Genomic DNA, 12,863 nt, shown 5'->3' on the forward strand with positions numbered 1-12,863 from the left:
AGGAGCGAGCTTGCTCGCGAACCCGGCGCAAGCCGCCGCCCCTAAAAAGTACGTCAGGGCTTGCTCGCGCCCTTCTTCAACTGCAGCAGCTCCCGGGTGCTATTCCGCAGGTTCTTGGCCAGGCTGCCCTGCTCGTTGAAGCAGTCTTCGACCAGCCAGCCGCCAGCCGTGCGGTGCAGCAGCAGGCCAAGATCGCGGTCTTCCCCCGTCAGCACATCCTTGAGCACCACCCGCGCCTTGATGCGCTCGTCGTCCACCGGGGCGAACTCCAGCGACCTCACCCTGATATCGCCCCAGTCCTGACAATCGCACAGAGGGTCGCCATCGAGGTAGCCGATCTCGCCATCGGCAGCGTCCTGGTCGGCCTTCATCAGCGCAATCAGCGAGGCGTCGTAGACGTCCTCTTCTTTCAGCGTCTTGTTCGGCACACCCGGGCCGTCCGGCGAATAGCTGGCATACAGCTGGCGCACGAAGCGCTCCGCGTTGGCGATATCGGCCACCGGCGTCGACGCCGCGAGCGAGGTATCGAAGAGCGTCAGCAGGATCAGCGACAGGGCGAAGGCGGAGCGCAGGAAGGCCATGGGATTCTCCATCGGGCAGCCGCATATCATCACCCGACGCAGCCTCGAAATTCCGTGAAGTGGTTAAAGCGGTGGGCGATAGCCCTGGGACAGCAGCCAGCCCTGGAAGACCCGCCGTCGCTCCGGCGGCAAGTCCGCGAGCACCTGCGCCTGCGGCTCTGTGCGCAGGCGCCGCAGCCAGGGTGCCAGCTCCAGGCCATCCAGATGCCAGATACCCAGTGGCTGGTCGGCGCTGATCACCACTTCCGCCTCGTCGACGAATTCTCCTCTCAACACCGGCGCACGCTCTATGCGCAGGCTGGCGAAGTCTGCCGGCGCGTGGCTCGGCTGCTGGTCCGGCCAGGCGCGACGGGCCTGCCAGAACGGCAGCTCGCTCCACTGCGTTTCACTGGCGTAGAAATCACGGCCGACGCGAGCGAAGCGCAGGAACAGCTGCTCGACCCGCTGCCGATGGAAGCGTTTGGCAAGCTCCGCCCGCTCCGGCGCGCGCAGCAGCGTGTTGATCACCAGCGGCGCCTGCAAGGCCGAAGACAGCGACTGGAAGATGCCATTGCCGGACAGCGGGTCCACCGCCATCGCCGCATCGCCCACGCGAATCCAGTTATCGCCGCAGGCTTCCAGGCAGAGGATCGCCGTGCTGCTGCGGGCGTGCAGGTCCAGTTCGCGCTCGACGGCATCAGCGAAGAATTGTCGGACCAGCTGCGAACTGGCGCGGCGCTCGCGGCAGTAATCGAGCAACTGCTCGCGGGGCGGCAACTGGCTGCTGGCGACATCCAGGGTGAGCTGCCAGTAGCAGCGTCCATCCTCCAGCCGCGCCATCCACGCCCAGCCATCGGCCAAGCTTTCCACCGCCGTTGCCAACGGCCCGGGTTCGCCCTGCCAGCGGTTGAGCAGGCTGAGGGTTTCCGGGCCGCGCCGGGCCTTGCTGCCCTTCTGGTTCAGCGGCGCCTGCCTGCCGCGAGCCTCGACCAGAAAAGCGCCCTGCACTTCCCGCCCGCCTTCGAGCTTCACCTGCCAGCCGGGGCTGTCTTCCGCTACGGCCAGCACCTGGGCTTCGATCAGTTCGACGCCGGCTTGCTTGAGGTCCTCGCGCAGCCCCGCATCGAAGCGCGGGCGGTCGAGGACGCATTCGATGTTCTGCGCGCTTTCCACGCCGTTCCACTGCACGCGTCGTTGCGACGGCGGTGCAGCGCAGTCCAGTGCGTGCTTCAGACCGGCATTGCGCAGGCCTTCCAGTACGCGTTGGGAGACGCCTTCCACGGCGGCGAAGCGGCGCCATTCGCTGATCACGGTGACGGGGTGGCCGAGGCGGCGCAGGCCGAGAGCGACGGCAGCACCAGCGGGGCCGGCGCCGAGGATCAGGATGGGGAGTTCAGTCATACTTCGGTTGCCCTCTCCCTAACCCTCTCCCTGAAGGGAGAGGGGACAGTTCCGCGCAAGCTGAATACTCGGAGTGCTCCTGACACCACAGGAGAAACCTAAGACCGGGGGAGCGCAGAAGACGGCTCCCTCTCCCTTCAGGGAGAGGGCTGGGGAGAGGGGGCATCGCCAAACTCACAACCCCACCTTCCGCTCGATCCCCCGAAAAACCGCCCGCTCGCGCATCACCTCAATGATCTGCACATTGGAAAGCTCCGGCCGCTCCGCAAGCAGCGCCGCCAGATGGCCGCTGAAGGCCGCACAGCCCAGGCTCGCACCGGAACGCCCTGCCACCTTCACCGCCGCACCAAAGTCAGCCTGCGGGCTATCCAGCCAGGACCACTGGCCGTCGCCGCAACGCGCATCGCCCGTCACGCGGATCACACCGGGATAGCTCGCCGGAAACACCGGCTCGCCCCGCGCCGGGCTCGATGCGCACATCAGCACGCCGGCCTCGATAAGTTCCGCCACAGCCTCACGCAGTATCGGCCGATCCTGGCGCACGCCCAGGCTCAGGTTGATCACGCGCACGCCCTGCTCGCCCAGCCAGTGCAGCGCAGCGGCGATCTGCAATGGACTGGTCACGCCACGCTCATCGAAGACCTGGGCGACAAACAGGCGGGCATCGGGCGCCGGGGAAAGAATCGCTTCGCAGACGGCACTGCCATGGCCCAGGCGATCAACCGACAGTGGCAGTCGGTCCAATCCATCATCGGCGAGACGAAACCGTTGCCCGCCGACGACGGAGCCCGCCTGCTCCGAAGCATGCCCACTATCGATCACCCCAACCCGCAGCTCAGGCTTCATGGTGCTGCGCCGACTGAGCCTCACGCACACGCACCTCCCCATCCTGCAATTCCAGGTGCAGGTCGGCGACGGCCAGGGTCGAGGTGCGGTGGCTGATCAACAGCCGCGTGCGCCCGGCGAACAGCTGGTCGATGGCCGCGATCACCTCGCGCTCGGTGCTTTCGTCCACCTGCGAGGTGGCTTCGTCGAGCACCAGGATCAGCGGGTCCTGCAGCAGTGCGCGGGCAATGGCAATGCGCTGCTTCTGACCGCCGGACAACTGCTGGCCGCGCTCGCCCAGCGGGCTGTCGAAACCCTCGGGCAAGCTGGCAACCAGGCTGTCGAGCTGCGCTGCGCGGGCGGCTTTCTCGATGGCCTCACGAGTGGATTCCGGTGCGCTGTAGGCCAGGTTGTCGGCCAGGCTGCCGCGGAACAGCACGATGTCCTGGCTGACCACCGCCACGCGCCGACGCAGGGCGTGCAGGTCGAGCTCGCGCAGGTCGATGCCGTCCAGCAGGATGCGGCCCTGGTCTGGGTCGTAGAAGCGTTGCAGCAGGTCGATCAGCGTGCTCTTGCCGACCCCGGACGGCCCGCTCAGCGCCACCTTGAGGCCGGCGGGAATCACCGCCTGTACGTTCTGCAGCACCGGCTGCGCGCGGCCCGGCCAGGCGTAGTGCAGATTCTCCAGGCGCAGCTCGCCGTTGTGCGGCATCGGCCGTGGCGCAGCCGGGGAAACGATGGTGGCTTCCTCGCCGCGCAGCTCCATGACCCGGCCGAGGCTGACGGTCATGCGCTGCAATGCCACGTACAGGCCGAGCAGGCTCTGTACCGGCCCGATGGCCATGCCGAGATAGGTGGAAAAGGCGATCAGCGAACCCAGCTGCCAGGTGCCCTGCACCACCCAGTAGCCGCCGACCAGGAAAGCGCAGGCGCGCGACAGCGACATCAGCGTGCCGGGCACCGCCTGGGTGAAGAATTCGGTGAGTTGCAGGCGTAGCAGTTGCCCGAGGTAGCCCTGCCCCAAGCCTTCCAGGCGCCCGGCTTCACGGTTCTGCTGGCCGGCGGACTGGATGAACTTCATCGCCGGCAGCGTCTCGACGAAGAAGGACGAGAGGTCCGCCGAACGCTCGCGCAAACCGCGCGCCTCGCGCTCCACCTTGCGCCGCATCCAGCGCAGCCAGAGCACGTCCAGCGGGATCAGCAGCGCCACCAGCAGCGAGAGCTTCCACGACAGGGTGAGCAGCAGCACCAGCGCGCCAACCAGGCCGATCACGCTGGAGACGGCGGAGAACAGCGAGTCCACGGCGAAGCGCTGGATCTCAGCCACGTCGCCGTCCAGCCGGGACATCAGGTCGCCGATGCGGCGGCGGCCGAAGAAGCTCGGCGAGAGGGTCTGCAGGTGGCGGTAAAGCGCATCGCGCAGGGCGAACAGGATGCGCCCGGACAGGCGCGTGTGCAGGTAGCGGTTGAGGCCGGACAGGGCCGTACCGACCAGGCCGACGACGATCATCGCGCCAGCGACCATCACCAGCACCGGGAAGTCCTTCGCCAGCAGGCCGTCGTCGATCAGCAGCTTGGTCAGCCAGGGCTGCGCCAGTACCAACAGGGATGCGCAGAACGACAACCCGAGCAGGCCGGCGATGGCCGCCTTGTGCGGCCGCACGAAGCCGTACAGCCAGCGCAGCGACGCCTTGAGCGCCTGCGGGTCGTCGCTCTCGATCAGGCGGGTGAAGAACATCAGCCCACCTTGAGTTGCTTGAGCTTGCGATACAGCGTCGCGCGACTGATGCCCAGCGCGTCGGCGGCAGCGGAGACGTTGCCCTGGTGGCGCTCCAGCGCCTGGCGGATCAGCTCCAGTTCGTTCTCGCGGATGCTGCCGCTCTGCGGGCGCTCGCCGGCGCTGAGTTCGTCCAGGGTGCTGTCGGGCAGATGGTCCAGGCCGAGCACATCCTCGCCCTCCTCGCGCATGGCCAGCGCCGTGCGCAGGACCATCTCCAGCTGGCGGATGTTGCCCGGCCAGTGATACTCGCGCAGCAGGCCGAGCAGTTCGGCGGAGAGCTTCACCTTCGGCGCGCCCAAACGCGCCAGCAGGCCGGCGGCCAGTTCGGCGAGGTCGTCGCGCTCGCGCAGCGCCGGGAGCTTCACGCTGATGCCGTTGACGCGGTAGTAGAGGTCCTCGCGGAAGTGCTTCTCTTCCACCAGGCGCTTGAGGTCGCGGTGGGTGGCGCAGATCAGCGCGACGTCGATGTCCTGCTCCTCGCCGGCCCCCAATGGCGCCACCTTGCGCTCCTGCAGCACGCGCAGCAGGCGCGCTTGCAGGGCCAGGGGCATGTCGCCGATCTCGTCGAGGAACAGCGTGCCACCGTGGGCCTGTTGCAGCCGGCCGACCATGCCGCCGCGCCGCGAGCCGGTGAAGGCGCCGTCACGGTAGCCGAACAGCTCGGACTCGATCAGGCCTTCGGGAATCGCCGCGCAGTTCACCGCAACGAAGGGCTTGTCGCTGCGCGCGCTGGCCTGGTGCAGGGCGCGCGCCACCACTTCCTTGCCGCTGCCGGTTTCGCCCAGCAGCAGTACCGGCAGTTCGTTCACCAGGCCCTGGCGCGCCATGCGCAGGGCGCGGGCGTAACGCGGGTGGTTACCGGCGAGCGCTTCGAGTTCCGGGCCGGCGGCCGGGCGCGGCGCGCGGGCGCTGACCGGCACCGCGTGGCTGCGCAGCGGCGCCTGCAGCGTCTTGTAGAACAGCTCGCCCTTGGGCGTCTGCAGGCTGCCGACGCCGCCCTGGTAGAGCCGGCCCAGCAGTTGGTCGCCGCGCAGACCGAGGAGGTCTTCGCTGCGCCGGCCGACCAGGCTTTCGCGGGTGGCGCCGAGCAGTTGGCAGGCCTGGCCGCTGACGGCCAGCACCTTGCCGTCCAGCCCCAGCGCCAGCAGGCCCTGCCAGGCGGAATCCAGGTACTGGCGGCGGTAATGGAAGGCGATCACCACCTGCCCCGGATGGCTGACGGCGAACAGCCGCGCCTCGATCTGGAACACCGCGAGACTGAGCAGCGAGAGGCTCTCGCGCGGGCCGGAGAGCGGCCCTTCGCGGGTCATGTCGAGCACGCCGAGCAGCGTGCCCTGCGGCCCTTCGATGGGCACCGAGGTACAGGAGAAACGGCTCAGGCGGTCAAGGAAGTGCTCGCCGCAGTCGATCTGCGTGGCGCGCTTTTCCACCAGCGCGGTGCCCAGGGCGTTGGTACCGCGCGAAGCTTCGCTCCAACAGGCACCCTGGACGATGTCGGCCAAGCCTTTGCTCTGCATGTGATCGCGAGCGCCTTCGACGGACAGGATGGTGGCGTCGGCGTTGGCCAGGATGATCACGCCGTCGTGGCCCTGGCGTTGTTGCAGGTAGTCGAGTTCGGGAGTGGCTGCATCGAGCAGCAGGCGATTACCGGCCAGCAGCACGTCGGGTTTGATCCGTGTATCGAGGCCATGCTCGGTGCCGCTGGCGCAGTCCAGACCATGGCCCACGCTGCGTCGCCAGGAGGCGTCGATTTCCTCGCGGAGCACGCCACTGGGCACTTCGCCCTCCTGTTGCAGGCGTTCACGGGCCAGGTGGGCTTCGCGCAGCAGGTCGCTGCTTATTGTTCTTGTCGTCATGCATCGCTCCGGTAGGTTCCGTGCCCCTTTTTCAGGGGGTGGGGAACTCGCAGGCTGGTCAGGGCTGTGTACACCCGCGGACAGCGTCCGTAAAGGGGAAGCTCAGCGTAGGAAAGCCTTACTCATGACGAGAGGCAATTCTCGCGCCACGACGCATTCGCCGTTGCCGATTGCGTGTGTTGACAGTGACCCAAGGCAGGTTTACGTTAACGTAAAGGTAAACGACCGAGCAAGAAGATTCCCATGCCCACGACCTACACCATCTCCGAGCTGGCCCGCGAACTGGACGTCACCACCCGCGCCATCCGCTTCTACGAGGAACAGGGCATGCTCAGCCCCGAGCGCCGTGGCCAGGAGCGCATCTACAGCCCGAAGGACCTGGTGGCCCTGAAGCTGATCCTGCGTGGCAAGCGCATCGGCTTCTCGCTGGCCGAGTGCAAGGAGCTGATTGACCTCTACGACCCCAGCAGCGGCAATACCAGGCAGCTGCAGACCTTCCTCGACAAGATCACCGCGCGCCGCGCACAGCTTGAGCAACAGTTGCTCGACATCGAGCAGATGAAACTGGAACTGGACACGGCCGAGGAGCGCTGCCTGGCGGCCATGGCCGAGACCGACAAACCCCGCAAGCAGCGCGCCACGAGCTGATTCGCCGCCCTGCTCCGCTCTCATCAAATTACAACTACAAGTACAGGTGATTCCATGAGCTACCCCTCCCTCAACTTCGGCCTCGGCGAAACCATCGACATGCTGCGCGAGCAGGTGCAGGGCTTCGTCGCCACTGAACTCGCCCCGCGCGCCGCGCAGATCGACGCCGACAACCTGTTCCCCATGGACATGTGGAAGAAGTTCGGTGACATGGGCCTGCTCGGCATCACCGTCAGCGAGGAATACGGCGGCGCCAACATGGGCTACCTGGCCCACGTCATCGCCATCGAGGAAATCAGCCGTGGCTCGGCGTCGGTCGGCCTGTCCTACGGCGCGCACTCCAACCTGTGCGTCAACCAGATCAAGCGCAACGGCAATGCCGAGCAGAAGGCCAAGTACCTGCCCAAGCTGATCAGCGGCGAGCACATCGGCGCCCTGGCCATGAGCGAGCCCAACGCCGGCTCCGACGTGGTGTCGATGAGACTGCGCGCCGAGAAACGTGGCGACCGTTTCGTCCTCAATGGCAGCAAGACCTGGATCACCAACGGCCCGGACGCCAACACCTACGTGATCTATGCCAAGACGGAGCCGGAAAAAGGCGCCCACGGCATCACCGCCTTCATCGTCGAGCGCGACTGGAAGGGCTTCAGCCGTGGCAACAAGTTCGACAAGCTGGGCATGCGCGGCTCGAACACCTGCGAGCTGTTCTTCGATGACGTGGAAGTGCCGGAAGAGAACGTGCTGGGCGCGGTCAACGGCGGCGTGAAGGTGCTGATGAGCGGCCTGGACTACGAGCGCGTGGTCCTCGCGGGCGGCCCGATCGGCATCATGCAGGCCTGCATGGACGTGATCGTCCCCTACATCCACGACCGCAAGCAGTTCGGCCAGAGCATCGGCGAGTTCCAGCTGATCCAGGGCAAGGTCGCCGACATGTACACCCAGCTCAACGCCAGCCGCGCCTACCTGTACGCCGTGGCCCAGGCCTGCGACCGTGGCGAGACCACCCGCAAGGACGCCGCCGGGGTGATCCTCTACACCGCCGAGCGCGCCACCCAGATGGCCCTGGACGCCATCCAGATCCTTGGCGGCAACGGCTACATCAACGAGTTCCCCACCGGCCGCCTGCTGCGCGACGCCAAGCTCTACGAGATCGGCGCCGGCACCAGCGAAATCCGTCGCATGCTGATCGGCCGCGAGCTGTTCAACGAGACCCGCTGAACCTATCCGCATCCGTCCCTGTAGGAGCGAGCTTGCTCGCGAACCCGCCTGGCACCTGGGCTGTTCGCGAGCAAGCTCGCTCCTACAACGAATCCCGCTCGTGGAGACCCCATGACCATCCTCGGCACCCAACTCAACACCCGTTCCCCGGAATACGCCGCCAACGCCGCGACCATGCTGGAGAACGTCCAGGACCTGCGCGCCCTGCTCGGCCGCGTCCACGAAGGCGGCGGCGCCGCCGCCCAGGCCAAGCACACCGCGCGCGGCAAGCTGCTGGTGCGCGAGCGCATCAACCGCCTGCTCGATGCCGGCTCGCCCTTCCTCGAAGTCTCCGCCCTCGCCGCCCATGAGGTGTACGGCGAAGACGTCGCCGCCGCCGGCGTGGTCGCCGGCATCGGCCGGGTGGAAGGCGTGGAATGCATGATCGTCGGCAACGACGCCACGGTGAAAGGCGGTAGCTACTACCCGCTGACCGTGAAGAAGCACCTGCGCGCCCAGACCATCGCCCAGCAGAACCGCCTGCCGTGCATCTACCTGGTGGACTCGGGCGGCGCCAACCTGCCGCGCCAGGACGAAGTCTTCCCCGATCGCGAGCACTTCGGTCGGATCTTCTTCAACCAGGCCAACATGAGCGCCCAGGGCATCCCGCAGATCGCCGTGGTCATGGGCTCCTGCACTGCCGGCGGCGCCTACGTGCCGGCGATGAGCGACGAGACCATCATGGTGCGCAACCAGGCCACCATCTTCCTCGCCGGCCCGCCGCTGGTGAAGGCCGCCACCGGTGAAGTGGTGAGCGCCGAGGACCTGGGCGGCGCCGACGTGCACTGCAAGACCTCCGGCGTGGCCGACCACTACGCCGAGGACGACGAACACGCGCTGGCCATCGCCCGCCGCTGCATCGCCAACCTCAACTGGACCAAGCAGGGCAAGCTCAACACCCTCGCCCCGCGCGCGCCGCTGTATGCCAGCGAAGAGCTGTACGGCGTGATCCCGGTGGACAGCAAGCAGCCCTTCGACGTGCGCGAGATCATCGCGCGCCTGGTCGACGGCAGCGAATTCGATGAGTTCAAGGCGCTGTTCGGGACCACCCTGGTGTGCGGCTTCGCCCACCTGCACGGCTACCCGGTGGCGATCCTCGCCAACAACGGCATCCTCTTCGCCGAAGCCGCGCAGAAAGGCGCGCACTTCATCGAACTGGCCTGCCAGCGCGGCATCCCGCTGGTGTTCCTGCAGAACATCACCGGCTTCATGGTCGGCCAGAAGTACGAGGCCGGCGGCATCGCCAAGCACGGCGCCAAGCTGGTCACCGCCGTGGCCTGCGCCCAGGTGCCGAAGTTCACCGTGATCATCGGCGGCAGCTTCGGCGCCGGTAACTACGGCATGTGCGGCCGCGCCTACGACCCCCGCTTCCTGTGGATGTGGCCCAACGCGCGGATCGGTGTAATGGGCGGCGAACAGGCTGCCGGCGTGCTGGCCCAGGTCAAGCGCGAGCAGGCCGAACGCGCAGGCTCTGCGCTGTCCGCCGAGGACGAGGCGAAGATCAAGGCGCCGATCCTCGAACAGTACGAGCGCCAGGGTCATCCCTATTATTCCAGCGCGCGCCTGTGGGACGACGGCGTGATCGACCCGGCGCAGACCCGCGACGTGCTCGGCCTCGCCCTCTCCGCCTCGCTCAACGCCCCCATCGAAGCGACCCGCTTCGGCGTCTTCCGCATGTAAGGCCGCCGCCATGACCGACTTCCAGAACATAGAACTCGACATCGACCCGCGCGGCGTCGCCAGCCTCTGGCTGAACCGCCCGGACAAGAACAACGCCTTCAACGCCCAGACCATCGCCGAACTGATCCAGGCCCTGGACATCGTCGCCGGCGAGGAGCGCGTGCGCCTGCTGGTGCTGCGCGGGCGCGGCAAGCACTTCTGCGGCGGTGCGGACCTTTCCTGGATGCAGGAATCCGTGCAGCTGGACTACCAGGGCAACCTGAACGACGCCCAGCAGCTCGCCGAACTGCTCTACAACCTGCACCAGTTGAAGAAGCCCACCCTCGCCATCGTGCAGGGCGCGGCCTTCGGCGGCGGCGTTGGACTGGTCTCCTGCTGCGACATGGCCCTGGCCGCCGAGGACGCGCAGTTCTGCCTGTCCGAAGTGCGCATCGGCCTGATCCCGGCTACCATCGGCCCGTTCGTCACCAAGGCCATCGGCCAGCGTGCCGCCACCCGCTACGCCATGACCGCCGAGCGCTTCAGCGGCGTGCGCGCCCGCGAGCTGGGCCTGGTGGACGAGCACTATCCGGCCGCCGAACTGGACGAGAAAGCCGACGCCTGGATCGCCAACCTGCTGAACAACAGTCCGGCGGCCCTGGTGGCCTGCAAGGCGCTGTTCCACGAAATCGGCGCGGGCGAACTCAAGCCCGAACTGCGCCGCTACACCGAAGCGGCCATCGCCCGCATCCGCATCAGCCCCGAGGGACAGGAAGGCCTGCGCGCCTTCCTGGAAAAACGCAAACCGGCCTGGCAGGAGCAAGCCTGATGAGCAAGATCGATACCCTGCTGGTGGCCAATCGCGGCGAGATCGCCTGCCGCGTGATGCGCACCGCCAAGGCCCTGGGCCTGACCACCGTGGCCGTGCACAGCGCCACCGACCGCAACGCCCGGCACGTCGAAGAGGCGGACATCGCCATCGACCTGGGCGGCGCCAAGCCCGCTGAAAGCTACCTGCGCGCCGACGCCGTCCTTGCCGCCGCGAAAGCCGCCGGCGCCCAGGCCATCCACCCCGGCTACGGCTTCCTTTCGGAGAACGCCGGCTTCGCTCGCGCCTGCGAAGAGGCCGGGCTGATCTTCCTCGGCCCGCCGGCCAGCGCCATCGACGCCATGGGCAGCAAGTCCGCGGCCAAGGCGCTGATGGAAACCGCCGGCGTGCCGCTGGTGCCCGGCTACCATGGCGAGGCCCAGGACTACGCGACCTTCCAGCGCGAAGCGCAGCGCATCGGCTACCCGGTGCTGCTCAAGGCCGCCGCCGGCGGCGGCGGCAAGGGCATGAAGGTGGTGGAGCGCGAGGCCGAACTGGCCGAGGCGCTGGCATCCGCCCAGCGTGAGGCGCAGTCCGGTTTCGGCGATTCGCGCATGCTGGTGGAGAAGTACCTGACCAAGCCGCGCCACGTGGAAATCCAGGTGTTCGCCGATAAACACGGCAACTGCCTCTACCTCAACGAACGCGACTGCTCGATCCAGCGCCGCCACCAGAAAGTGGTGGAAGAAGCGCCGGCGCCGGGCCTTTCCGTCGAACTGCGCCAGGGTATGGGCGAAGCCGCCGTGCGCGCCGCCCAGGCCATCGGCTACGTCGGCGCCGGCACCGTGGAGTTCCTCTACGACGAAGGCAGCGGCCAGTTCTTCTTCATGGAAATGAACACCCGCCTGCAGGTGGAGCACCCGGTCACCGAAGCCATCACCGGCCTCGACCTGGTGGCCTGGCAAATCCGCGTCGCCCGTGGCGAGCCGCTGCCGATCACCCAGGAACAGGTGCCGCTGATGGGCCACGCCATCGAAGTGCGCCTGTACGCCGAAGACCCCGAAGGCGGCTTCCTGCCCGCCAGCGGCCACCTCGCGCTGTACCGCGAACCCGCCGCCGGCCCCGGCCGCCGGGTGGACAGCGGCATCCGCGAGGGCGACGACATTTCGCCGTTCTATGACCCGATGCTGGCCAAGCTGATCGCCTGGGGCGAGAACCGCGAAGAAGCGCGCCAGCGCCTGCTGTCGATGCTCGGCGAAACCGCCGTTGGCGGCTTCAAGACCAACCTGGCGTTCCTGCGCCGGGTGCTGGCCCACCCGGCCTTCGCCGACGGCGAACTGGATACCGGTTTCATTGCGCGTTACCAGGACACCCTGCTGCCCGCTCCGACCGCACTGCCCGAGCGCTTCTGGCAGCTCGCTGCGGAAGCCTGGGTGCAGAGCGAAGCCGCCCGCGTGCGCGCAGACGACGCCCACTCGCCGTGGTCCGCCCAGAGCGGCTGGCGCAGCGGCCTGCCGGGGGAAACCGACCTGCACCTGCTGGCCAAGGGCGAATCCCAGGTGGTGCGCCTGCGCCATGCCGACGGTCAGCGCATTGCCCAGCTCGACGGTCAGTGGCTGGACGTGAAGGACGGCGAGATTCGCCGCCGCCATCAGGTGATCCGCCGTGGCGACAGCCTTTATCTGGAGTGGAACGGTGAACTGGTCAACGTGCAGCGTTTCGACGCCATCGCCGAGGCCGAAGCCGCGCATTCGCACCAGGGCGGCCTGGGCGCGCCGATGAACGGCAGCATCGTGCGCATCCTGGTCGAACCGGGGCAGAGCGTCGAAGCCGGCGCCGCACTGGTGGTGCTCGAAGCCATGAAGATGGAACACAGCATTCGCGCGCCGCACGCCGGCGTGGTGAAATCGCTGTATTGCAGCGAGGGCGAACTGGTGTCGGAAGGTACGGCGCTGGTGGAGCTGGAGGAGGCGTCGGCGTAACGACCAAAAGCCCCTCTCCCCCGCCCTCTCCCTTCAGGGAGAGGGAGTGTCCGTGCCACGCGGACCTTCCGTGTGAGCCGGAACCTC

General features: G+C 67.6%; 10 protein-coding genes. 5 read left to right on the forward strand and 5 right to left on the reverse strand.

The features are described from left to right. Positions 1-53: 53 nt before the first annotated feature. The 5 genes from C167_RS0108200 to C167_RS0108220 all read right to left on the reverse strand — a co-directional run bounded on the left by C167_RS0108200 (position 54) and on the right by C167_RS0108220 (position 6,422). Positions 54-581 carry a DUF3828 domain-containing protein gene (locus tag C167_RS0108200; RefSeq protein WP_017517784.1) on the reverse strand — a complete coding sequence of 176 codons (528 nt, stop codon included), beginning with the start codon at positions 579-581 and terminating at the stop codon, positions 54-56. A gap of 63 nt (positions 582-644) precedes the next feature. Next, complete coding sequence (locus C167_RS0108205; RefSeq protein WP_017517785.1) at positions 645-1,961, reverse strand: NAD(P)/FAD-dependent oxidoreductase; 1,317 nt, start codon at positions 1,959-1,961, stop codon at positions 645-647. A gap of 174 nt (positions 1,962-2,135) precedes the next feature. Further along, the gene (locus C167_RS0108210; protein WP_026078892.1) at positions 2,136-2,807 is read right to left on the reverse strand and encodes a S8 family serine peptidase; all 672 of its coding nucleotides are present in this window, start codon (positions 2,805-2,807) and stop codon (positions 2,136-2,138) included. Then, positions 2,797-4,524: an ABC transporter ATP-binding protein gene (locus C167_RS0108215; RefSeq protein WP_017517787.1), complete on the reverse strand. Its 1,728-nt coding sequence runs from the start codon at positions 4,522-4,524 to the stop codon at positions 2,797-2,799. Before C167_RS0108215 ends, C167_RS0108210 begins: the two co-directional genes overlap by 11 nt. Then, positions 4,524-6,422: a sigma-54-dependent Fis family transcriptional regulator gene (locus C167_RS0108220; RefSeq protein WP_017517788.1), complete on the reverse strand. Its 1,899-nt coding sequence runs from the start codon at positions 6,420-6,422 to the stop codon at positions 4,524-4,526. The genes C167_RS0108215 and C167_RS0108220 overlap by 1 nt, the downstream gene beginning before the upstream one ends. A 243-nt stretch (positions 6,423-6,665) precedes the next feature. Between C167_RS0108220 and C167_RS0108225 the strand changes: the two genes are divergently transcribed. The 5 genes from C167_RS0108225 to C167_RS0108245 all read left to right on the forward strand — a co-directional run bounded on the left by C167_RS0108225 (position 6,666) and on the right by C167_RS0108245 (position 12,776). Next, positions 6,666-7,070, forward strand: a complete 405-nt coding sequence (locus tag C167_RS0108225; RefSeq protein WP_017517789.1) for a MerR family transcriptional regulator — start codon at positions 6,666-6,668, stop codon at positions 7,068-7,070. A 54-nt stretch (positions 7,071-7,124) separates the two neighbouring features. After that, complete coding sequence (locus C167_RS0108230) at positions 7,125-8,288, forward strand: isovaleryl-CoA dehydrogenase (protein ID WP_017517790.1); 1,164 nt, start codon at positions 7,125-7,127, stop codon at positions 8,286-8,288. A 111-nt stretch (positions 8,289-8,399) separates the two neighbouring features. After that, positions 8,400-10,007: a carboxyl transferase domain-containing protein gene (locus C167_RS0108235; protein ID WP_017517791.1), complete on the forward strand. Its 1,608-nt coding sequence runs from the start codon at positions 8,400-8,402 to the stop codon at positions 10,005-10,007. Between the two features lie 10 nt (positions 10,008-10,017). Next, complete coding sequence (locus C167_RS0108240; RefSeq protein ID WP_017517792.1) at positions 10,018-10,815, forward strand: gamma-carboxygeranoyl-CoA hydratase; 798 nt, start codon at positions 10,018-10,020, stop codon at positions 10,813-10,815. Next, positions 10,815-12,776, forward strand: coding sequence for an acetyl/propionyl/methylcrotonyl-CoA carboxylase subunit alpha (locus C167_RS0108245; protein ID WP_017517793.1), 1,962 nt, complete (start codon positions 10,815-10,817; stop codon positions 12,774-12,776). Before C167_RS0108240 ends, C167_RS0108245 begins: the two co-directional genes overlap by 1 nt. Positions 12,777-12,863: the final 87 nt, after the last annotated feature.

Source organism: Pseudomonas nitroreducens TX1 (assembly GCF_000313755.1).
Classification (GTDB): domain Bacteria; phylum Pseudomonadota; class Gammaproteobacteria; order Pseudomonadales; family Pseudomonadaceae; genus Pseudomonas; species Pseudomonas nitroreducens_A.

Excerpts from the sequence above, each read along its gene's own strand:
- C167_RS0108200 (WP_017517784.1), bottom strand. The coding sequence starts at position 581 with ATGGCCTTCCTGCGCTCCGCCTTCGCCCTGTCGCTGATCCTGCTGACG.
- C167_RS0108235 (WP_017517791.1), top strand. The coding sequence starts at position 8,400 with ATGACCATCCTCGGCACCCAACTCAACACCCGTTCCCCGGAATACGCC.
- C167_RS0108215 (WP_017517787.1), bottom strand. The coding sequence starts at position 4,524 with ATGTTCTTCACCCGCCTGATCGAGAGCGACGACCCGCAGGCGCTCAAG.
- C167_RS0108230 (WP_017517790.1), top strand. The coding sequence starts at position 7,125 with ATGAGCTACCCCTCCCTCAACTTCGGCCTCGGCGAAACCATCGACATG.
- C167_RS0108210 (WP_026078892.1), bottom strand. The coding sequence starts at position 2,807 with ATGAAGCCTGAGCTGCGGGTTGGGGTGATCGATAGTGGGCATGCTTCG.
- C167_RS0108225 (WP_017517789.1), top strand. The coding sequence starts at position 6,666 with ATGCCCACGACCTACACCATCTCCGAGCTGGCCCGCGAACTGGACGTC.
- C167_RS0108245 (WP_017517793.1), top strand. The coding sequence starts at position 10,815 with ATGAGCAAGATCGATACCCTGCTGGTGGCCAATCGCGGCGAGATCGCC.
- C167_RS0108205 (WP_017517785.1), bottom strand. The coding sequence starts at position 1,961 with ATGACTGAACTCCCCATCCTGATCCTCGGCGCCGGCCCCGCTGGTGCT.
- C167_RS0108220 (WP_017517788.1), bottom strand. The coding sequence starts at position 6,422 with ATGACGACAAGAACAATAAGCAGCGACCTGCTGCGCGAAGCCCACCTG.
- C167_RS0108240 (WP_017517792.1), top strand. The coding sequence starts at position 10,018 with ATGACCGACTTCCAGAACATAGAACTCGACATCGACCCGCGCGGCGTC.